The organism is Enteroscipio rubneri (genome assembly GCF_002899715.1).
GTDB classification, from domain to species: domain Bacteria; phylum Actinomycetota; class Coriobacteriia; order Coriobacteriales; family Eggerthellaceae; genus Enteroscipio; species Enteroscipio rubneri.
On the sequence record NZ_PPEK01000018.1, the window covers coordinates 18,975 to 39,201 of the forward strand.

Consider the following 20,227-nt stretch of genomic DNA (forward strand, 5'->3'; position numbering starts at 1 on the left):
GCATGAAACGATATTTCGATGATACGCGCCATCAGCTAACCACAACCCTCGTCAGGATGATGAGCGCGGCAAGCAGCAGCAAAAAGCACGTGAGCGCCAGCACCAGGACGCTGTAGCCCAGCAGTGGCGTTTCGACGACCTGGCGGATATCCTGCTTTCTTTTACGCATGCGGGTATTCTAGTACAAACGGACGCCGCGCAACACAACCGTTATGCGGCAACACAAAGCACGCGCAGGAAACGGGGCGCCCGACCTGCGCCGGACGCCCCGTTCTTTGGGCGGCGCACCCGCCGCCGTGCCGCTCGGCACGACGCTCCATCGGCTCCATGCCGGGCGCTGTCGCCCTATCGGCCATTATCCGTACAGACGTTTCAGTTCCTCCATCGTGGCATCGGCCTGCGCCATGACGTCGCGGACGATGGCGGCCACGGGCTTCTTCTCTTTGATCAGGCCCGAAATCATGCCGGCCGAGAACGCTCCACGCTCTATATCGCCCGCCTTCGCGCGGCCGATCGATCCCGTGCAGTACGCATCGAGCTCTTCGCTGGAGGCGCCCCGATCGTACAGCTCCCAGTACCCGCGCGTGAACGGATTCTGCAGACAACGCACCTGCTTCTTGCCAGGTTCGCCGGTCAGCGTTGTGGACGCGTCGTCAGCATCGATGATCAGCTGCTTGTAGGCTTCGTCCACCGGGCACTCCTCGGCCACGAGAAACGCGGTGCCCATCTGCACGCCTACCGCGCCCAGTGCAAGTGCCGCCACGAAGCCCCGTCCGTCGGCGATGCCCCCGGCGGCGATAACGGGAATGTCCACTGCTTCGGCAATCTGGCGCACCATGGGCATCGTCGTCTGCTTGCCGATATGGCCGCCGCCCTCGATGCCTTCGGCGACGATGGCAGACGCGCCCAAATCCTGCATCTTCTTGGCGGCGCGTGCGTGCGGCACAAGACACATCGTCGTAATCCCGGCCTCCACGAGCATCGGAACGATCTTCGCCGGGTTGCCGGCGCTCACGGTGACGGCGGGAACTCGCTCGTCGATAACGGCGCGCGCCACGTCCTCCACGCACTTCGACTCCATGATGAGGTTCACCGCGAAAGGCTTGTCTGTCTTGCTCCGCGCTATCGCAATCTGCCCGCGCACGACCTCGGGCGTATCAAAGCCCGACTGGATCACCCCGAGCGCACCCGCTTCGCTCACGGTGCCAGCAAACGCGCCGTCGCTGATATGGGCCATGGCTCCTTGAATAAGGGGGTACTCGATTCCGAGCACATCGCATAGAGCGGTTTTCATAGCAGAAGCTCCTCTCGCACGCTGATTCATGCTCCGTTGGCAGTGCCTGAACTTCACATGATAGCGCATCGCGCCTATGCCGAATCGCACCATCCCATTGCGATTTCCCCCGCATCCATTGACCGCATCCATCGGCCATCGAGAGGAGCAGCCGCAAGAAGCGATGGGGGCAGAGACTGCACAAGAAGCAACGCCCGCACGCCTGGGAAAGGAAGCGCCGGGGGCCGCTTTCGCGGCCCCCGGCGCTTCGCGATATGAGCTTCGCCTACTTCTCCACAGGTTCAGCGTCGAGCGTCAGCCCTTCAAAATCGAGCGGCTCTTCCACTCTGCAGCTGTAATTGCCGTCCTGATCGATGTCGATGAGCACGTGGCTGCGGTCGCGCAGCTGGCCCTCCACCACCTTCTGGGCAATGCGGTCCACAATCTCGCGCTGGATGAGGCGCTTGAGCGGGCGAGCGCCGAAGATGGGGTCGTAACCGTCAATGGACAGGTGCTCCATAGCCGCAGGCGTCACGTCGAGCGTGATGCGGCGGTCAGCCAGGCGGTCACGCACCTCTTCGAGCTGCAGATCGACAATAGGCTCGATGTTCGTCATATTGAGCGCGTTGAACACCACCACGTCGTCGATGCGGTTGATGAACTCGGGGCGGAACGTCGCACGCAGGGCCCCGTCGATGGCCTGCTTCATGGCCTTCTCGTCGCCATGCTCGGCGAACTCGCGAATGAACTGCGAGCCCACGTTCGACGTCATGATGATGATAGCGTTCTTGAACGACACCACGCGGCCCTGGCCGTCGGTCAGGCGGCCGTCATCGAGCACCTGCAGCAGGATGTTGAACACGTCCGGGTGCGCCTTCTCGATCTCGTCGAGCAGGATCACCGAGTAAGGCTTGCGACGCACGGCCTCGGTCAGCTGGCCGCCCTCGTCGTAGCCCACGTATCCCGGAGGTGCGCCGATAAGGCGCTGCACGCTGAACTTCTCCATGTACTCGGACATATCGATGCGCACCATGGCCTTCTCGCTGTCGAACAGGTATTCGGCGAGCGCCTTCGCAAGCTCCGTCTTGCCCACGCCGGTGGGACCCAGGAACAGGAACGAGCCGATAGGGCGGTCGGGATCGGACAGCCCCGCGCGGTTGCGACGAATGGCGCCGGCAACGGCCGACACGGCCTCGTCTTGGCCTACCACGCGTTCGTGCAGCTTGTCCTCAAGGTCGACGAGCTTAGCCATCTCTCCCTGCATCATCTTCTGCACGGGAATGCCCGTCCACGTGGACACGACTTCGGCTATTTCATCGGCGGACACCTCCTCTTTGAGGATAGCGCCGTCCTGCTGCTTCACATTGAGCGCCTCTTCTGCCTCGTGCAGACGCCTCTGCAGTTCGGGGATGCGGGCATAGCGAAGCTCCGAGGCTTTCGAGAGATCGCCTTCGCGCGTGGCACGCTCCTCTTCGAGCTGTGCTCCCTCCAGAATGGATTTGAGGTTCTGCACGCTCTCGATAGCGTCCTTCTCGTTCTGCCATTCGGCCTTGCGCTTGTCCAGATCCTCCTGGGCGGCGGCGATGTCGCGGCGCAGCGTTTCGAGGCGTTCCTGCGAGGCTTCATCGTTCTCCTTCATAAGCGCCTGCTCCTCGATCTGCATCTGCGTGAGCTTGCGCTCGGCGGCATCCACCTCCTCTGGCATGGAATCGATCTCTATGCGCAACCGGCTGGCGGCCTCGTCCATAAGGTCGATGGCCTTGTCGGGCAGGAAGCGATCGGAAATGTAGCGGTTCGAAAGCTCGGCTGCGGCTACGATTGCGGCATCGGTGACGCGGACGCCGTGATGGATCTCGTACTTTTCCTTGAGGCCGCGCAGAATGGCGATGGTGTCCTCCACCGTGGGCTCGCTTACCAGCACCGGCTGGAAGCGGCGCTCGAGCGCGGCGTCCTTTTCGACGTACTTGCGGTATTCGTCGAGCGTTGTTGCGCCGATGGCGTGCAGCTCGCCACGGGCAAGCGCGGGCTTGAGCATGTTGCCTGCGTCGAGCGAGCTGTCGCCGGTGGAGCCAGCGCCCACGATGGTGTGCAGCTCGTCGATGAACAGGATGATGCGGCCATCGCTCTGCTTGACCTCGCGCAGCACCGCCTTCAAGCGATCTTCGAACTCGCCACGGTACTTCGCTCCGGCCATCATGGCACCCAGGTCAAGCGAGATGATGTCGCGATCCTTCAGACTGGACGGCACGTCGCCCGCCACGATACGCTGGGCCAAGCCTTCGACGATAGCCGTCTTTCCGGTGCCGGGCTCGCCGATAAGCACGGGGTTGTTTTTCGTGCGACGGGAGAGCACCTGGATGGTGCGGCGGATCTCCTCGGCGCGGCCGATGACCGGGTCGAGCTTGCCTTCGCGTGCCTGCTGGGTGAGGTTCTGCCCGTACTGCTCGAGCGCCTCAAACTGCACCTTGTTCTGCGGATCGGTCACGCGGGTATCGCCGCGCAGCTCGTCGTAAGCCGCTTCGATGGTCTTGCGTGTGACGCCGGCGGCGTTGAGGATCTTGCCGGCGGAATCCTTCTCCTCAGACAAAGCGATGAGCAGATGCTCGCTCGTGGCATAGCTGTCGCCCAGCTTTTCTGCGATTTTCACAGCGCTGTCGATAAGGTTCATAAGTGCCGGGCCCGGCACGCCGCTCATCATCATGCCGCCACTCGCGCTCACCTTGGGCATGCGGAGGATCTCCGCATCCACGTTGGCCAACAGCTGGAAGGGCTCTGCTCCGATGCGTTTGATAATGGCAGATAGGTTGTTCTCTTTCGACTCAAGCAAGGCCTTCAGCATATGGATGGGCTCGGCTTGGGACGCTTCAGATTCGGAGGCAATGGTGATGGTCTGCTGGAGAGCCTCCTGCGCGCTCAGAGCCAGTTTGTTCAAGTTGCCCATGTTCATAAACGTTCCTCCTTTATGATCGAATCGATCATTCTATGTTTCACGTGAAACACCGCGCCGCCTGTACGGGACCGCCGCTCGACGAAGCGCCGCCGATACTTCTCGATCGCCACGGTCGAAGACCCCGCGAGCGTCGGTTCAAACGCAGCGAAAGCCTGGTCGTGCCGAACTCTTCCGCGCCACTTGCGAGGCTAGGGGAGCCGCCGCAGGACGGAGGGGGCATCGGACACCCGCACGAGTGCGTTCACGCTTTCGCGCGTCTCCAGCTCGTGCACGCGATCGGCCAGACGGCGTACGCGCTTGTGCAGATCGTCGAGCTCGGTGTCGCGCTCGTCCAGCCTTCCCTGCAAATCGAGAATGCGGATGACGCCCGCCAGATTGATGCCTTCGCTCGTAAGCTCGTTGATGAGCTCGAGCCGTTCGATGTCGGCCTGCGAGTACATACGCGTGTTGCCGCTCGTGCGTTGCGGCGTCACGAGTCCTTTCTGTTCGTAGGCGCGCAGCGTCTGCGGATGCACGCCCGCCAACTGTGCGGCCACGCTGATCATGTAGAGCGGACGGTTGCGGTCGTTGCGGTCGGTCATCACCAGCTCCTCACGTCCTGGGTCGTGGCTGACAGGAAATCCTCCATGGCCTTTTTCTGGCCCTCGTTCATAGCCGTGGGCACGACCACCTTGACGGTGATCTTCAGATCGCCCGTGCCCTGGCCCTTCACCTGTGGAGCACCCTTGCCCTTGATCGAAAGAACCGTATCATCCTGCGTGCCCTTCGGAATCTTGACGCGCACCTTCGTGCCGTCGGGCGCCGGCACAACAATGCTTGCGCCCAGCGCGGCCTCGGCCACGCTCACCGGCACGTCCATGAGAACGTCGGCGGACTTGCGGCGATAGTAGGGATGCTCGTCGATCTTCGTCGTGATGAGCAGATCTCCCGCTGCACCGCCGTTCTCGCCGGGGCCGCCCTTGCCCTTGAAGCGCAGACGACCGCCGTCCACGGCGCCGGCCGGTATCTTCACGGTCAGAGTCTCGGACTCATTGCGCCCGGGCACGCGCACGGTCACGCGCTTCTCGGCGCCTTTAAAGGCCTCTTCGAACGTTACGTTGAGCGTCACGTTCATATCCTGGCCTTTGCGAGGCCGTGGCTGCCGAGCGCCGCCGCCGAAGCCGCCGCTTCCACCGCCGCCAAAATCCCATTCGGTACCGAACGCGCCTTCGCCGTGCCGGATGCTTTCGAGGATGTCGGCCCAGCTGCCGAAGCCAGCGCCTCCGCCGCCTCCGAAAATATCCTCGACATGCACCGCTCCGCCGCCCCAGCCCTGCGGAACCTGGTTCTCGTTCGCGGTGCCGTACTGATCGTAGAGCTTGCGCTTCTTGTCGTCGGAAAGCACCTCGTAGGCTTCGTTGAGCTCCTTGAACTTCGCCTCGTCGCCGCCCGTGTCAGGATGATGCGTGCGCGCGAGCTTGCGGAACGCCTTCTTTATCTCGTCGGCCGTTGCGGTGCGTGGAACGCCGAGCGTCTTGTAGTAATCGGGAGTCGCCGCCATGCGCCCCACCTCCTTACTCTATCTGATAGCAGAAGCGGGCCGTCCTCATAGTCTTGCCCGCTTCTGGTAACTACTTCTGGTTTTCCGATTCTTCCTGCGGTTTCTCCCGCTTTGGCCCGCCTGTCGTGACGGTTACCATGGCAGGTCGCAAGACTTTTGTTCCCATCTTGTACCCTCGCTGGTAGACCTCGGCCACCGTCTCGTCGGGCACGCTTGGGTCATCGACGGTAGCGACGGCCTGAGCTTCCAGCGCGTCGAACGCCTCGCCGGCCGGGTTGATGACCTCGACGCCGTCCTTCGTCAGCACGTCGATGAGCTTCGAGTGTACAGCCTGCACACCGTCGAATAGACCGGTTTCACCATTGGACGTGGCATAGTCGATCGTTCGCTCGAAATCGTCGATCACGGGCAGGAGGCTCGTGACCAGCTTCTCGGCCGCACGGGCTTTCTCGGCTTCGCGCTGCTCGGCCGTACGCCGGCGATACGTGTCCCACTCGGCATGCAGGCGCATGAACTTATCCTGCCACTCCCGCGCCTCGGCCTGGGCCTGGACGACTTGTTCATCGGTCGACCGCGCCGCATCCTCAACGGGCTCGCCTTCCAGCGGCGCCGCGCCGTCAGCACCGGCCTCGGTACCGGCCGGGCCGCCCGGGGCCGGCTCGGAGGAGCCGGCCGAAGGGGCGTCGGCGGCGTCGGGGGAGGGGGTGTGTCCGCCGCCCTGATCGGTTTGCCGGTTGGAGGGCCGAGCAGCCTCGGCCTCTCCGTGCACGTCTTCGATGGGAATCTTCTTACCTTCGCCTTGCGCCGCGCGCTCCGGCGAGGATGTGCTCGGCTTGGCCATGGCGATTACTTCCCTTCCTTCTTGTTATCGTCGTCGTCCTCGACGACCTCGTAGTCAGCTTCGATGGTGTCGTCGGCCGGAGTGGACTCCGCGGCGGCAGCCTGTGAGGCGGCATCCGCGCCCTGCGTGGAGTACACGACCTCTGCCAGCTTGTAGCCCGCCTGCTGCATCTTCTCGGTCGCAGCCTTGATGGCATCCAGATCGGAACCCTCGAGCGCGCTCTTGGCCTCGGCAATGGCTTCCTCGGCCTGGGTCTTCACATCGGACGGCGCCTTGTCGCCCACTTCAGCGAGCGTCTGCTCGGTGGCGTTCACCAGCGCGTCGGCGTTGTTGCGGACCTCAACCTCTTCCTTGCGCTTCTTGTCCTCTTCGGCATGCAGCTCGGCGTCCTTCACCATGCGCTCGACTTCGTCGTCGTTCAGCGCGGTGGAGCCGGAAATGGTGATCTGCTGCTGCTTGCCGGTGCCCAGGTCCTTCGCCGACACGTTCACGATGCCGTTCGCGTCGATGTCGAACGTGACCTCGATTTGCGGCACACCGCGGCGCGCGGCCGGGATGCCAGTCAGCTGGAACTTGCCCAGCGTCTTGTTGTCGTGGGCCATCTGGCGCTCGCCCTGCAGCACGTGCACCTCGACGGACGTCTGGTTGTCGGCCGCGGTGGAGTAGATCTCCGTCTTGCGGGTGGGGATGGTGGTGTTGCGGTCGATCATCTTCGTCATGACGCCACCCATCGTCTCGACGCCTAACGACAGCGGAGTCACGTCGAGCAGCAGGATGCCCTCCACGTCGCCGGCCAGCACGCCGCCCTGGACGGCCGCGCCCATGGCCACGACCTCGTCAGGGTTCACGGACATGTTCGGCTCTTTGCCGGTAAGTTTCTTGACCAGATCCTGCACGGCGGGCATGCGGGTGGAACCGCCTACGAGGATGACCTCGTCGATGTCGCCGGCTTTGAGGCCCGCATCCTTGAGTGCCTGCTCGACCGGCTTCTTGCAACGGTCGAGGAGATCCTTCGTGATGCGCTCGAACTCGGCGCGCGTCAGCGTGTAGTCGAGGTGCTTCGGGCCGGAGGCGTCGGCCGTGATGAACGGCAGGTTGATGTTGGCCTGCGTCGTGGAGGACAGCTCCATCTTCGCCTTCTCGGCAGCTTCCTTCAAGCGCTGCAGAGCCATTTTATCCTGGCGCAGATCGATGCCGTTGTCGGCCTTGAACTTGTCGGCCAGCCAATCGATGATGCGCTGATCCCAATCGTCGCCGCCCAGATGGTTGTCGCCGGCGGTGGCCGCAACCTCGAACACGCCGTCGCCCAGCTCCAGGATGGACACGTCGAACGTGCCGCCGCCCAGGTCGAATACGAGGATCTTCTCGTCCTTATTCGTCTTGTCCAGGCCGTAGGCAAGCGCAGCCGCCGTTGGCTCGTTGATGATGCGGAGCACTTCGAGGCCCGCGATCTTGCCGGCATCCTTCGTGGCCTGGCGCTGCGCGTCGTTGAAGTACGCGGGCACCGTGATGACGGCCTGCGTGACAGGGGCGCCCAACTGCTTTTCGGCGTCGTTCTTCAGCTTCTGGAGCACCATGGCGGAGATCTCCTCCGGGGTGTAGTCCTTGCCGTCGATGTCGACGACGGCGCGGCCGTCCTTGCCCTTCTGTAGCTTGTAGCTGACGGTCTTGCGCTCTTCCGGCGTCTCGTCGAACGAACGGCCGATGAAGCGCTTCACGGAGGACACGGTATTCTCCGGGTTCGTGACCGCCTGGTTCTTCGCGGCTTTGCCGACGACGCGCTCGCCGTCCTTACGGAAGCCCTCGACGGACGGCGTGGTGCGGTCGCCTTCCGCGTTCACGAGGATTTCGGGCTCGGAGCCCTCCATGACGGCCATGGCGGAGTTCGTCGTGCCCAAGTCGATGCCAAGTATCTTGCTCATTATGCTGCTTCCTCTCTGTTGGAGTCTGTTGCCTTGTTCGGGTTCGTCAGCCTGTTCGGTGTGCTCGCTTCGCCTACGGCGACGTGCGGTCGAAGGGAAATCCCTCGAATCAGCACGGTGCGATTCAAGGACTTAGCCTGCTTTCGACGTTTTGGAATATATAATCTAAGTCAATCATTGTCAAGTTTTTTACCAATTTGTAAAGTAAGTTTTGTCAACGAACAAAACTATAGACCGCAGTGCCCGCAGCAAGGGCGCACCGGGCGATCGTTACGCGATGCGCACCCGCTCGTTTTCCGTTCGAAGCGTGCGCGACCGTCTTGGCGCTCGCCGGGGGATATACCATGCCCCAGATGAGAAGAGCCCCGCCTCCTGCGCTGAGGAGACGGGGCTCTGAAACCGCGAGCAGATTCGCGAAGCTAGTCTTCGATGACCTCGGGGATAGCGCCCATGGGGCACTCTTCCACGCAGTCGCCGCACGCGATGCAGGCGTCTTCGTTCACAACGTCCGCGACGCCGCCGACAACTTCGAGCACTTCTTGCGGGCACGCGTCGACGCAGATACCACAGCCGATGCACTCATCGGCCTCAATAACCGGGTGAGCCATGTCAAACTCCTTCTCGTCTGAAAGCATCCCCGGCAACGCGGGAAAACTTCCCCTAAAATGTTCTGCCCGCAAGATACCATGCTTCGTTGCAATTGCAAGAAAAAATGGCGAATTTCTCAGGCGGCGGCAGAAATTGGCAATGACCCGCAGTCCGCCGTCAGCAGATGCGCGGGAGCTGCTCCCCTACGAGCATATCGAGGATACGGGTTCCGCCGAACGCTGTGCGCAAAAACACCTTCGGACCGCGCTCGGGCTGTGCCTTGGACACTGAGCCGATCACAGCGGCGTCCGTGCCGTATCGATTCGCGTGCATAGCGGCAAGCGCCGCGTCGGCTTCGTCGGCGGAAACGACGCACACCATCTTGCCCTCGTTTGCAACCTGCAGCGGGTCATAGCCCAACATCTCGCAGGCGCCGAGCACAGCCGGCTTCACCGGTACGGCATCCTCCTCAACGGTGATGTCGGTGCCCGACTGGGCGGCCAGCTCGTTGAGCGTGGAGGCCAGGCCGCCGCGCGTGGGATCACGGAAACAGCGCGTATGCGGTGCCGCCGCCAGCACCTCTGCGATAAGGTGGTTGAGCGGAGCTGCATCGCTTTCGAGGTCGGCTGAGAACGACAACGACTCGCGGCAGCTCATGATCGTGATACCGTGGTCCCCGAGCGTACCGGTGACCAGCACCTTGTCGCCGGGGCGGCACTGCGCGCCACCCAGCTCGACGCCGGGAGCCAAGACGCCGATGCCGCTCGTGTTGATGAAGACGCCGTCGCCGTGACCGCGATTCACTACCTTCGTATCGCCAGTCACCAGGCGCACGCCCGCTTCTTGCGCGCAAGCGGCCATGGAAGCGCAGATGCGCTCGAGGTCTTCGATGGGATATCCCTCTTCGAGGACGAATCCGCAACTCAGATAGCGGGGAACGGCGCCGCTTGTGGCCACGTCGTTCACGGTGCCGCATACAGCCAGCCGACCGATGTCGCCTCCGGGAAAGAAATGGGGCGTCACGACAAAACTGTCAGTGGAGAACGCCAGCCGCTCGCCCTCGGCCGGCGCAGGCAGCACCGCCGCATCATCGCCCCGCAGCAGCTCATCGCTGGCATACGCCTCGAAGAACACTTCATCAATGATTCTTTTCATCATGGTTCCGCCGCTACCGTGGCCGAGCATGACTGTGGTATCCATAAAGCTCCTTGCCTTTTAACCGTCCGAAACGAACGAATGTTTCACGTGAAACATTCGTGTTCTGCGAAGCGGCAACCTCGCCCTGACGGCTATCAGGTCGTCAGGGCTTTCTCCCTAAGCGTACTGTCCGGTCGTGGTGACGACCAGGCGGCCGTTCTTCACGCCCTTGGTTCCCAGAATAATGTTGGCGATATCCTGCACCAGGCCGGTCTCCCCGCGCAGCACGATGACCTCGAGGCAATGGTGGGCATCAAGGTGCACGTGCATGGACGAAACGATGGATTCGAAGTATTCATGCTGGATGGCATGCAGCTTTTCCTGCAGATCGTTGGCGTGATGGTCGAACACGATGGTGAGCGTGCCGACCACCTCCGTGCCCGGCGTTGCGCACTCGTCTTCCACCAGAGCGTCGCGCACGAGGTCGCGCACCACTTCGCTGCGGTTCTTCGCGAGCCCGCGGCGGGCCACCAGCCTATCGAACCTCATGAGCAGATCCTCGGGCATGGCAACCGAAAAGCGCATGAGATCGTTGCTCATGTGCCGCTGCCCTTACACCAAGCTGACAGTGACGTTGCTCGAGGCCTGCGCATCGTCTTCGAGCGCATCCTTAGCCTCGTCGAGCAGCGCCCGCACATCGTCGAGCAGCGCCTGAGCCGCGTGCATCTTCTCGGACACCGTGGGGAACCCGGCATCGCCCGCCATGTGGCCGAGCGTGTGCGCCCACCGTCGCTCCAGCTTGATATGATCGTCTATTTGGTCGACCATTTGCTCAAACTGACCAGTATTGATACCGTTTGTACACATCGGTTCTCCTATCGTCTAACTGCGCCCGACGCTTCCGTTCCGCAGTCGTGGGCGCTCGTTTCTTGCTAGTATGATCGTTATACGGCGAACGTGAGGCAACTGCAAGGGGTCGTGTGAAAATGTCCGTGAATGGTAACATGTACGAGGTCACGCTGAATGAGACGTGGGATCTGTTCGGAGCCCACTTGGACGGTGCGCACGCGGCGCTCGTATGCGTGCTGAGCGCAAAGCCCCTCGAAGAGCGCGGGTGCACGGCACTGCGCAGCTCGGCCGATGCGCTCGGTTACGGCCGAGATGCCTGCACGTTCATCGCGCTTGATGCGGGCGACGGCAGCCTGCTCGACGAGCAGGCGCTGTTCCTGCTTATGGAAGGTTTGGATCCTGTATGCCTTGTTGCCGCAGACAACGACGCGGCAGAGGCGCTCGGCCGCGCATACCGCTGCTCGGTGGAAACCGGGAAGGCGAACCACGTGTTCGGCCGCACCTGCATCGCGTTTCGGGACTTCGACGCGATGCTTGACGACGGGCAGGACAAACAAATCGCCTGGGCTCTGCTCAAGAAGCTGCCGAAGTTCGGAGACTAGAGAACGCCGAGACCGGAAACGCCTCGGGATCGGCGATGTATCCCGAGGCGTTCTGCGTACGTATGTTTCACGTGAAACAATCTTGCGGCGGCGCGAAACGAAACCGAGAGTGCGAGCCTGAATGCCGGCCGCGCGAGGCGCGTGTCGAGAGGCGCGGACACGAAGCGCAAGCCGAGGGCGAGGACGCGAGGTGCGAGCCGAGAGGCGCATGTCCGAACCGAAGCCGAGGGCGCATGTCCGAAGACGACAGCTTGCGCTCACATACCGGCGTGCACGGCAGTGCGAACTTCGGCGCCGATCCGCGTCAACGCGAGGCGCGAGTCAGCCGCGAACACCTTCGTACGTCGACACTATGCCATGACGGCGCTCTCGGCGGCCTTCAACAGGTCGCGCACCTCGTCCATCGTCTCGGCCTCGGCGTAGATGCGCACGAGCGGCTCGGTGCCGGAGGGGCGCATCATGACCCACGCATCGCCTTCGAGGTAGAACTTCACGCCGTCGCGACGATCCACGTCCACCACCTTCTTGCCGCACATCTCGTCGGGCGCGTAGCTCGGCACGATGTTCGCGCGGAAGTTCGCCATCTGCTCGTCGGTAATCTTCAGGCCCTGGCGCTCGAACTCCAGCTTGCCCACCTTCTCGAACATATCGTCCACCAGCTGGCCCAGGCTCATGCCGCGCTGCGCCATCGTCTCGCACAGCAGCAGCGCCATCAGCAGGCCATCGCGCTCCATGACATGGCTGGGGATGCCGATGCCGCCGGACTCCTCGCCGCCCAGCATGACGTCGCCCTTCTCCATCTCGGCGTAGATCCACTTGAAGCCCACCGGCGTGCTGGTCAGCTCAAGGCCGAGGCGCTTGCACTGGCGCGCGAGCATGGCCGACGCGGTGATGGTGGACACGACGCGGCCGGTGAGGCCCTTGTCCTCGGCGAGGTGCGAGGTAAGCAGCGTGATGATGCGGTGCGGGTTCACGAAGTTGCCGTGCTCGTCCACCGCGCCGATGCGATCGGCGTCGCCGTCGTTGATGAAGCCCGCGTCGTAGCCCAGCTCGGGAACCTTTGCGATGCAGCGGTCCACCCAAGGCGGAATAGGCTCGGGATGCAAACCGTCAAACGTCGGATCCTCGGCGTTGTTGATCTCGCACACCTCCACGCCCAGATCGCGCAGCAGCGTTGCCAGGTAGATGCGGCCCGCGCCGTACAGCGGATCCACCACCACGCGCAGGTTGGCGTTGCGAATAGCCTCGGCGTCGACGCGCTCCTTGAGCGTAGCGAGGTACGGAGTCATGAGGTCGACCGTCTCGCACGTGCCACGCGCCTCGGTGGGCTCGTCGGCGAAGGCGGCTTCCACGCGGTCAGTAAACTCCTTGCCCGCCGCGCCGCCGTCGGACATGCGCAGCTTCACGCCCAGGTACTCAGCCGGGTTGTGGCTGCTAGTCAGCATGATGCCGCCCACCGCGTCGGCGTCCTGGGCGACCGACCAGCACAGCGTGGGCGTGGGGCAGTAGTCCTGCGTGAGCTTGACGGCGAAGCCCTGCGCCGCTGCGACTTCGGCCGCGAGCTGCGCGTAGGCGTGCGCGTCCTGGCGGCAGTCGTGGCCCACGATGAGGGTGCCGGGCGCATCCTGGGCGCGGCCAGCCGCAAGAGCGTCTTCCTTGAAAACGCGCGCCGCCGCGTCGATGACGCGCACAAGGTTGTCGTTGGTGAAATCCTCGCCGATGACGGCTCGCCAGCCATCGGTTCCGAAGTGAATGCCATCTGCCACGGAGCGTCCTTTCCGTCGATCTGCCGCCGCGCTCATTGCGCGGTCGACCGTTCGTGAGGTTCGTGCTCCGTATTATAGTCAAACCGGAACGCGCCGGGCCGATCCGTCGCAAAAGGGGCAGAGAGCCGACGGCGAACCGGATGGTCGTCGAATGCCCCCCCCTTCGGAGGCAGCCTTCCGAAACGCACGACCGAGCGATGACATGCTATTCTATTCCTGCGCTGCAAGCAGCGCAAATAAGGGAGAGGGAGACCGTGGTAAACGCCTTCAATCGTCTTGATGAACAACGTCGCAATCTTCAGCAGTTCAAGAACGGGATCGCCGCCCACCCGTTCCTTTCCATAGGGTTCGGCCTCTATTGGATGCAGACGGTGTTGTTGTTTCAGAGTCCGTATTTGTTTCTGGACCCTTCGCCGCTAGCAGGGCTGTCCTCACTGCCGAAGGGCACCATCGTGTTGGTGGCGAGCGTGTTCACCTATGTGCTGTGGAGCATGCGCTATCGTCATGTCAACCGCATCAGCGAAGCTCGGTGGTTCCCCATTGCGCTCTGCGGTGCGCTCGTGCTGGGCGCGCTGCTCTACTGTCTGTATCCATCGCTGCTGAGCGGCAACCGCGATCTTGCCGTTTTGACGTACCTGACGGGTTCAATCCTCATCGGCTGCGGAACCGCGAATATCTGCCTGGAAACGGGGCGTGTGTTTGGCTTCTTGGGCCCGCTTCAAGTGCTGTTTCACGGTAGCGCAGCGCTGCTCATCGGAACGTTCGGCGCGCTCGCGCTGTCGGCTTTTCCCGGAGAGGTGGGGCGTGTCGCGCTCGTGCTCATGCCCGTTCCGATGGTGGCATGCCTCTGGAAGAGCATCCGGGGGCTGCCGGCCCGCGAGCTGTACGGCCAAGGCATGCAGATCGAGGTGCGCGTGCCCACGAAGTTCCTCGTCACCTCGTTTTTTCAGGGTTTGGGCCTGGGCGTGATGCACAGCTTTCTGATCAGCAGCTTCGGAAGCTCCACCATTGTGGTGAGCATGGGATACCTGGCCGCCGTCGTGCTGCTGTTCTTCTGCGCGGTCGCCGTGAAGAACAACTTCGATGCACTCATTTACCGCATCGGTTTTCCCCTTATGGCAAGCGGGTTTTTCATCGTCAGCATGCTCGAGCCAGCGCTGTTCGTCGGGGTGCTCGGCCTTGATGCCGGCTACTGCTTTCTGTACCTCATGCAGTGTTCGCTATGCGCTTACCTGGCAAAAGGACTGGGCCAGCCACCTATCTGGATCATCGGCACGGGAACGGCATGTCTGCTGGCCGGCCAATTCGTTGGCAGCGTGGTTGACGTGCTCGTGCCCGATTGGCATGCGCTGGCCATCTTCACCGCATTCGTCCTTCTACTTGCCGCGCTGTTCATGACAAGCAGCCGGAACATCAGGCTGGGCTGGGGCGCGGTCAGCCCCGGCGCAAGCGCTCCGAGCACCGGCTCTGAAAACGGCCTGGCCGTCGCCTGTCAGATGCTCGCCACCGAACATCGGCTGTCGAAACGCGAGACCGAGGTGTTCGATCTCGTCGTGAAGGGATACAGCCGCAAAGCCATTGCGCGCGAGCTCAACATAGCCGAGGAGACGGTGAAAACGCACTCGGGCCGCATCTACCAGAAATTCCTCGTGCATTCAAAGCAGGAGCTCATCGAGCTTGTGGCACAGCGAGCCACGGCGATGGACAACTAGCCCCGATGCCTGCACTCGAGCAGGCACGTCAGCATGCTGAGGAGGGCCTCTTCATGCCGCGAGGGGTACGCGGTGGCATACAGCGGAACCGACGGAGCGGCAATCGGATGGAAAACGGATCGGGCCCCGCTCAGCGGGGCCCGATCCTGGGAGGGAATGGCCAATGTGGCCGGATTGGCATCGTGCGCGTTCAGACGGGTACCGGCGAACGGTTAGAACCGCAGGACGCGCTCGGGGTTATTCGTTCTCGGCAATGTACTTGCCGGTGAGGTAGCCGAATGTCACGCAGTTCATACCGTAGTTTGCTCCCTCGATCATGAACGTGTAGGTGCCGGAGAACATATCGCCCACCATGGTGCCCACGTTGTACAGGCCCGGGATGGGATTATCCTCGGCATCGCACACCTGCATGTGCACATTGGTGTTCAGGCCGCCCATGACAGTGAGGAAGCCGAACGTGTCGGTCCATTCGCCGTAGAACGGGCCTTCCGCGATGGGATGCAGATGCTTCGGATCCTTGTGGAAGTCCTCGTCGACGCCTTTCGTCGCCAGCTCGTTGTAACGCTTCACCGTTTCGATGGTCTCGGCGGGCAGGCCCAGCTTCTCGATAACCTCCTCAACGGTTGCACCGGTGACGTAGTTCGGGTTCTTGCCCGACGCTGCCTCCGCCCACGATGCCTTGACGGCAGCCACGGCTTCATCGCCGGTCATCATGGAATCATTCGTCCAGTCGCCGGAAACGGCCTCGTAGTTCGCGTAGCCGGCATCCCAGATGGCAAACGCCTTCTTCTCGGGCAGCATCATGATGTTCTGGCTGGCCAGGGGGCCGATGCAATTCTCGTTCATGAAACGCTGGCCGTCGCGGTCGACGAGCAGGCCGAGGTGGTTCGTGTACAGGTTGCGCGGACCAGGCCCCCAATACGCGCCCATCGTGCAGTTCGGGAAGCTCTTCTGCCAGGCGGCGCCTACCCACAGTCCCATCTTCTGGCCCTGCCCCTTGAAGATACCGCCGTAGCGGAATCCCTGATCGTAGTCAGGCTTGCCATCGTACACGTCGTCGGTGACGTAGTCGGCGGTCTCGGGGCAGAAGCGGTGCATCATATCGCGGTCGCCGGAGAAGTCGCCCGTGGCTAAAACGATTGCCTTCTTGCCCACGTACTTGGCATAGGTATCGTCCTCGCGCTTGCAGATGACAGCGGTCACGCGGCCGGTGTTGTCATCCTCGCGGATGAGCTGCTCGGCAACGTTCTTGTAGTAGATCTTGCCGCCTAAATCCTCTTCGAGGTGACGGGCGAGCTCCCACACAAACAGCGGCTGCATTTTGCCGGTGACGACCTCAAGGCCCTCTTCCGGCGGCGTCTGGCCGTTAAGATCCCAGCCGACGGCCGCAGTGCGCTGCAGGTACAGGCTGTCCTCGTCGTCAGGCGTGCCAATCTCAATGGTGATACCGTAGCCCGCCTTCTCCATAAGATCGCAGGCCCAGTTCATGGCTTCTTCGGAGTTGTTGTAATGTTGGTACCACTTGCGCTGATCGACCTTGTGCGTCTGGCAGAAGATCTCCTTCTCATACTGCTCGACCGGAACGCGGGGGTAACCCTCTTTCTCGAACGCCTTGCAGTACACGGCGTTGTTCGAACCACCGCGCGACGTGGGCTTGGTGGATGCGGACGCGATGACCACATCAAGGCCGGCTTCAGCCGCGCTATTGGCCGTCATGAGGCCCGACGTGCCCGCACCGACCACGATGACATCGGCTTCGATGGTTTCGGCAATGTCAGAATCAGCAATAGGCTCGGGGGGGATTTCGAACGACCACTTGCGCTGCATGGTTTCCGCGGTGTTGTACGCTTCGCCGTCAGCGGTCGCGGTACCCTGGTCGGACGCGTTCGAAGGTGCGCAACCTGCAAGCGCGGTGGCGCCGACGGCGCCGACGGCCGTCATGGCAGCACCCTTGAGGAAACTCCTGCGATTCAGTTCCATAGTGCACTCCTTTTCGTGCGGAGACCGCGCCTCCCTCCGGCGCTCCCCTCTCCGCTCGTCGTACAACCTACGCGGCGGCGCACCGGTTCGCATCCCCCACAAAGGGGGCACCTGCGAAAACGCTCGATTGCCCCCTTTCGGGGGACACGATGCGCCATCTCGCGTCCCTGACACCAGGACGGCGCCTTTCTGAAGACAGCCGAACCTCTCCCACGATGCATGGCGAACGAGGAAGCAGGCGTTTTCACGCGTACAGGCGGAAGGAGGTGCACTCCGCGTCGGAAAGGGCCCGGCATTGAGCAGCGTGCGAGAAGTGGCGCAGGGGGAAGGCCCACCGACACTCCGACGCGAGAAACCCCGCATGTGGCTTTGGCGGGTTTGCCCCCGAAACGCTTCGATGCTGCTACTATGATCGAGCGGCACCGCGCACCGAGGCGCGCGAGCCGATCGACGGTTTCGAACAGGTGCGCGCCTGCGCGAGAGGAGAGCTTCGATGTCGAACAAGAGCCTTGCCAAGAACCACGCCAATACCTGCGTGCTCGTCACGGGCGGCGCCGGATTCATCGGCAGCCATACATGCGTCGAACTTTTGAACGAGGGGTATCGCGTTGTGGTCGTGGATGATCTGAGCAACTCGAGCGAGGTCGCACTCGACCGCGTCCGGCAGATCACGGGACTTGCGCCGGATGACGACCGACTCGTTTTCTACGAGGCTAGCATCTTGGATCGGCTTGCACTCCAGCGCATCTTCCAAAAGCACGACATCGACGCCATCATCCACTTCGCCGGCTTCAAGGCCGTGGGCGAAAGCGTGCAGAAGCCGCTCGAATACTACTGGAACAACGTTGCCGGCACGCTTGTTCTGTGCGACGTGGCGCGCGACAATGGGGTGAAGAACCTCGTGTTTTCATCGAGCGCAACCGTGTACGGCGAACCTGAATTCATCCCCATCACCGAGGACTGCCCGAAGCACGATGCCACGAATCCCTACGGGCAGACGAAGAGCATGCTGGAGCAGGTGCTCACCGACCTGTACGGGGGCGACGAAGAATGGAACGTCGTGCTGCTGCGCTATTTCAACCCCATCGGCGCGCACGAGAGCGGTCTCATCGGCGAGGACCCGAAGGGCATCCCGAACAACCTGCTGCCTTACGTGGCGCAGGTAGCCGTGGGCAAGCTGGAGCGCGTGGGCGTGTTCGGCGACGACTATCCCACTCCGGACGGTACGGGCGTGCGCGACTACATCCACGTGGTGGACCTCGCCCGCGGGCATGTGGCGGCGCTCGACTGGATGGGCGGTAAAACGGGTACGGGCGCGGCCCACACCCTTGGCGAGATTGCCGGCGAACCTGCCCCCGACGGCACGCGACGCGGTGTGGGCATCTTCAACTTAGGAACAGGCACGGGATCGAGCGTGCTTGACGTAGTGCATGCGTTCGAGCGCGCCTGCGGCAAGGAACTCCCGTACGAGATCAAGCCGCGGCGCGCAGGCGATATCGCCGAGAATTACGCCGCCTGCGACAAAGCGCGAGCCGAGCTGGGATGGACGGCGCAGTACGACCTTGACCGTATGTGCGCGGACGGTTGGCGCTGGCAGTCCACGAACCCCGACGGGTATGCCACGGCTTAACGTCGTGCTGCTGTAACGAAAGGGCTGTCCGAAAACCAAGGCTCGCATGAGGGCGAACGCAGTTCGCCCTCATGCGCATCACCGTTATTCGCTCGCGCCTGATTCGGCCTCTGTCTCGGTGCTAGAAGCGCCGCCGTTCTCTTCAGAGCCTCCTGATTCCCCGGGTCCTTCATCCCCGCCGCCTTCATTGGACGATCCCTGATCGGAGGAGCTTTTATTGCCTGAAGAGTCATCATTCGACCCACCGCTATCCGAATCGTCGTCGTATGACCTGCTCCGCGAACTTGAACCGGAGCTGCTCGACGATCCGTTGGAGCTGTTCGCATCATTTTCGGAGGTTCCTTCGTAGGCGCTGGCCGATGCCGTTATACCGCTCGGGTCGCCGCCTTCTTCCACGATCCTCATCATTTCGGCCAGGGCGGTCTTGTCGGTAAACACGTACGAGACCTCATCGATCATGCCCGTCGTCGAAGGCACCATGGCGGAGTAAATGGTGATGTCACCTTCGTCTTTGAACTGCTCGGCCAAGGCAACGATGTCGCTCACCGACAGATCCGTCGTCACGCACTGCGCCGCGCTTTGGATAACGCCCGGCAGATCCGTGATCGGCAGGGTGACCACTTTGTCGATGAGTGCGCCGATAAGTTTCCGCTGGTTCGCCGTACGCGTGAAATCGCCGTCGACGTATTGGCGGCTGCGGGCGAACGTAAGCGCCGCCTCGCCGTCGAGATGCTGCAGCCCCGGCTCTATGACCGCGTCTCCGGCCTTGGGATCATTGACGCGCGACTCCACTTCCACGTCGACGCCGCCAACGGAATCGACGAGCGCCACCAACTCCTCGAAGTTGACCTCGGCATAGTGGGATATCTCGATACCGAGAAGCTGGTTCGCCTCGCGGATGGTGGAAGCCGCACCGCCGTAGTTATAGGCTGCGTTGAACTTGTTGGTGCCGTACCCGTCGATATCGATCTTCGTATCGCGGGGGATGGACACCATGGTGAGCTGGTTGCTAGTCGGATCGACGCGGACGACAACGTTCGTGTCGGAGCGAGCACCCATCGACTCGTCGTTCGCTCGACGATCCGACCCGATGAGCATGACGTAGAAGGGCTCGGTGAACGTTTTCGTCGGGGCGAGCACGTCCTGGAGTGCGGTGAGCTCCTCTTCGGTTTTCGTGCCCGTTTTAAGCTGGTCGTTCACGGAGTTGACCCAAAGCGCGAAGGCCGAGCCACCCCCGACAACGGCAACAAGAAAAGCGGCGAGCACCCCGACAGCGATCTTCTTGCCGCGGCTCATCTTCTTCGCCGCCTGCGGTACCGTCAAGAATCTTGCGCACTTTTCCGACAGCCTCATAAGCCCGCCGTCCGGTGCGGCTACCCCTCCAGCAGAGTCACGTCCAGATAGCGCCTCGAGCCCCACTCGCTCTCGGCCACGTAC

The 20,227-nt window shown here is 62.5% G+C and carries 17 protein-coding genes; 3 read left to right on the forward strand and 14 right to left on the reverse strand.

Annotation, left to right across the window (positions count from 1 at the left end):
- Positions 1–31: 31 nt before the first annotated feature.
- From C2L71_RS12170 to C2L71_RS10900, 11 genes are all read right to left on the reverse strand, one after another.
- The gene (locus C2L71_RS12170; RefSeq protein WP_170042496.1) at positions 32–169 is read right to left on the reverse strand and encodes a hypothetical protein; all 138 of its coding nucleotides are present in this window, start codon (positions 167–169) and stop codon (positions 32–34) included.
- A gap of 186 nt (positions 170–355) precedes the next feature.
- A complete protein-coding gene (locus tag C2L71_RS10855) occupies positions 356–1,294 on the reverse strand; it encodes a nitronate monooxygenase (protein ID WP_103265775.1) in 939 nt (312 codons plus the stop codon).
- 265 nt (positions 1,295–1,559) lie between these two features.
- The gene (clpB, locus tag C2L71_RS10860) at positions 1,560–4,220 is read right to left on the reverse strand and encodes an ATP-dependent chaperone ClpB (protein WP_103265776.1); all 2,661 of its coding nucleotides are present in this window, start codon (positions 4,218–4,220) and stop codon (positions 1,560–1,562) included.
- Positions 4,221–4,411: 191 nt separating this feature from the next.
- Entirely contained in the window at positions 4,412–4,804 is a 393-nt protein-coding gene (locus C2L71_RS10865) for a heat shock protein transcriptional repressor HspR (RefSeq protein ID WP_103265777.1), read from the reverse strand.
- On the reverse strand, positions 4,804–5,763 hold the full coding sequence (locus tag C2L71_RS10870) for a DnaJ C-terminal domain-containing protein (protein WP_103265778.1): 960 nt from the start codon (positions 5,761–5,763) through the stop codon (positions 4,804–4,806). Before C2L71_RS10870 ends, C2L71_RS10865 begins: the two co-directional genes overlap by 1 nt.
- Before the next feature lie 70 nt (positions 5,764–5,833).
- Positions 5,834–6,604, reverse strand: coding sequence for a nucleotide exchange factor GrpE (locus C2L71_RS10875; protein ID WP_103265779.1), 771 nt, complete (start codon positions 6,602–6,604; stop codon positions 5,834–5,836).
- 5 nt (positions 6,605–6,609) lie between these two features.
- A complete protein-coding gene (gene dnaK / locus C2L71_RS10880) occupies positions 6,610–8,526 on the reverse strand; it encodes a molecular chaperone DnaK (protein WP_103265780.1) in 1,917 nt (638 codons plus the stop codon).
- Between the two features lie 419 nt (positions 8,527–8,945).
- Positions 8,946–9,134 carry a 4Fe-4S binding protein gene (locus C2L71_RS10885; RefSeq protein ID WP_103265781.1) on the reverse strand — a complete coding sequence of 63 codons (189 nt, stop codon included), beginning with the start codon at positions 9,132–9,134 and terminating at the stop codon, positions 8,946–8,948.
- Positions 9,135–9,291: 157 nt separating this feature from the next.
- Positions 9,292–10,314, reverse strand: coding sequence for a hydrogenase expression/formation protein HypE (gene hypE, locus C2L71_RS10890; RefSeq protein ID WP_103265782.1), 1,023 nt, complete (start codon positions 10,312–10,314; stop codon positions 9,292–9,294).
- 114 nt (positions 10,315–10,428) lie between these two features.
- Entirely contained in the window at positions 10,429–10,851 is a 423-nt protein-coding gene (nikR, locus tag C2L71_RS10895; protein ID WP_103265783.1) for a nickel-responsive transcriptional regulator NikR, read from the reverse strand.
- Positions 10,852–10,863: 12 nt separating this feature from the next.
- Positions 10,864–11,118 (reverse strand): dynein gamma chain protein, encoded by a 255-nt coding sequence (locus tag C2L71_RS10900; protein WP_103265784.1) that lies wholly within the window; start codon positions 11,116–11,118, stop codon positions 10,864–10,866.
- Positions 11,119–11,237: 119 nt separating this feature from the next.
- Here C2L71_RS10900 and C2L71_RS10905 point away from each other — a divergent pair, with 119 nt between their 5' ends.
- Positions 11,238–11,702: a hypothetical protein gene (locus C2L71_RS10905; RefSeq protein ID WP_239926646.1), complete on the forward strand. Its 465-nt coding sequence runs from the start codon at positions 11,238–11,240 to the stop codon at positions 11,700–11,702.
- A gap of 350 nt (positions 11,703–12,052) precedes the next feature.
- Here C2L71_RS10905 and C2L71_RS10910 read toward each other — a convergent pair whose 3' ends face one another.
- Positions 12,053–13,468, reverse strand: a complete 1,416-nt coding sequence (locus C2L71_RS10910) for a phosphohexomutase domain-containing protein (protein WP_103265786.1) — start codon at positions 13,466–13,468, stop codon at positions 12,053–12,055.
- A gap of 254 nt (positions 13,469–13,722) precedes the next feature.
- On the opposite strand from C2L71_RS10910, the gene C2L71_RS10915 reads away from it, so the two are divergent.
- Positions 13,723–15,180: a response regulator transcription factor gene (locus tag C2L71_RS10915; protein ID WP_157938975.1), complete on the forward strand. Its 1,458-nt coding sequence runs from the start codon at positions 13,723–13,725 to the stop codon at positions 15,178–15,180.
- 237 nt (positions 15,181–15,417) lie between these two features.
- Here C2L71_RS10915 and C2L71_RS10920 read toward each other — a convergent pair whose 3' ends face one another.
- The gene (locus C2L71_RS10920; RefSeq protein ID WP_103265788.1) at positions 15,418–17,160 is read right to left on the reverse strand and encodes an FAD-dependent oxidoreductase; all 1,743 of its coding nucleotides are present in this window, start codon (positions 17,158–17,160) and stop codon (positions 15,418–15,420) included.
- A gap of 493 nt (positions 17,161–17,653) precedes the next feature.
- Between C2L71_RS10920 and galE the strand changes: the two genes are divergently transcribed.
- On the forward strand, positions 17,654–18,790 hold the full coding sequence (gene galE, locus C2L71_RS10925) for a UDP-glucose 4-epimerase GalE (protein ID WP_103265789.1): 1,137 nt from the start codon (positions 17,654–17,656) through the stop codon (positions 18,788–18,790).
- Positions 18,791–18,874: 84 nt separating this feature from the next.
- Here the strand turns inward: galE and C2L71_RS10930 are convergent.
- Positions 18,875–20,227 (reverse strand): LCP family protein (locus C2L71_RS10930; RefSeq protein ID WP_239926648.1); only part of this gene is annotated, 1,353 nt, incomplete at its 5' end.

Coding starts and splice junctions, on each gene's coding strand:
- C2L71_RS12170 (WP_170042496.1), bottom strand. CDS start 169: ATGCGTAAAAGAAAGCAGGATATCCGCCAGGTCGTCGAAACGCCACTG.
- C2L71_RS10855 (WP_103265775.1), bottom strand. CDS start 1,294: ATGAAAACCGCTCTATGCGATGTGCTCGGAATCGAGTACCCCCTTATT.
- clpB (WP_103265776.1), bottom strand. CDS start 4,220: ATGAACATGGGCAACTTGAACAAACTGGCTCTGAGCGCGCAGGAGGCT.
- C2L71_RS10865 (WP_103265777.1), bottom strand. CDS start 4,804: ATGACCGACCGCAACGACCGCAACCGTCCGCTCTACATGATCAGCGTG.
- C2L71_RS10870 (WP_103265778.1), bottom strand. CDS start 5,763: ATGGCGGCGACTCCCGATTACTACAAGACGCTCGGCGTTCCACGCACC.
- C2L71_RS10875 (WP_103265779.1), bottom strand. CDS start 6,604: ATGGCCAAGCCGAGCACATCCTCGCCGGAGCGCGCGGCGCAAGGCGAA.
- dnaK (WP_103265780.1), bottom strand. CDS start 8,526: ATGAGCAAGATACTTGGCATCGACTTGGGCACGACGAACTCCGCCATG.
- C2L71_RS10885 (WP_103265781.1), bottom strand. CDS start 9,134: ATGGCTCACCCGGTTATTGAGGCCGATGAGTGCATCGGCTGTGGTATC.
- hypE (WP_103265782.1), bottom strand. CDS start 10,314: ATGGATACCACAGTCATGCTCGGCCACGGTAGCGGCGGAACCATGATG.
- nikR (WP_103265783.1), bottom strand. CDS start 10,851: ATGAGCAACGATCTCATGCGCTTTTCGGTTGCCATGCCCGAGGATCTG.
- C2L71_RS10900 (WP_103265784.1), bottom strand. CDS start 11,118: ATGTGTACAAACGGTATCAATACTGGTCAGTTTGAGCAAATGGTCGAC.
- C2L71_RS10905 (WP_239926646.1), top strand. CDS start 11,238: ATGTCCGTGAATGGTAACATGTACGAGGTCACGCTGAATGAGACGTGG.
- C2L71_RS10920 (WP_103265788.1), bottom strand. CDS start 17,160: ATGGAACTGAATCGCAGGAGTTTCCTCAAGGGTGCTGCCATGACGGCC.
- galE (WP_103265789.1), top strand. CDS start 17,654: ATGTCGAACAAGAGCCTTGCCAAGAACCACGCCAATACCTGCGTGCTC.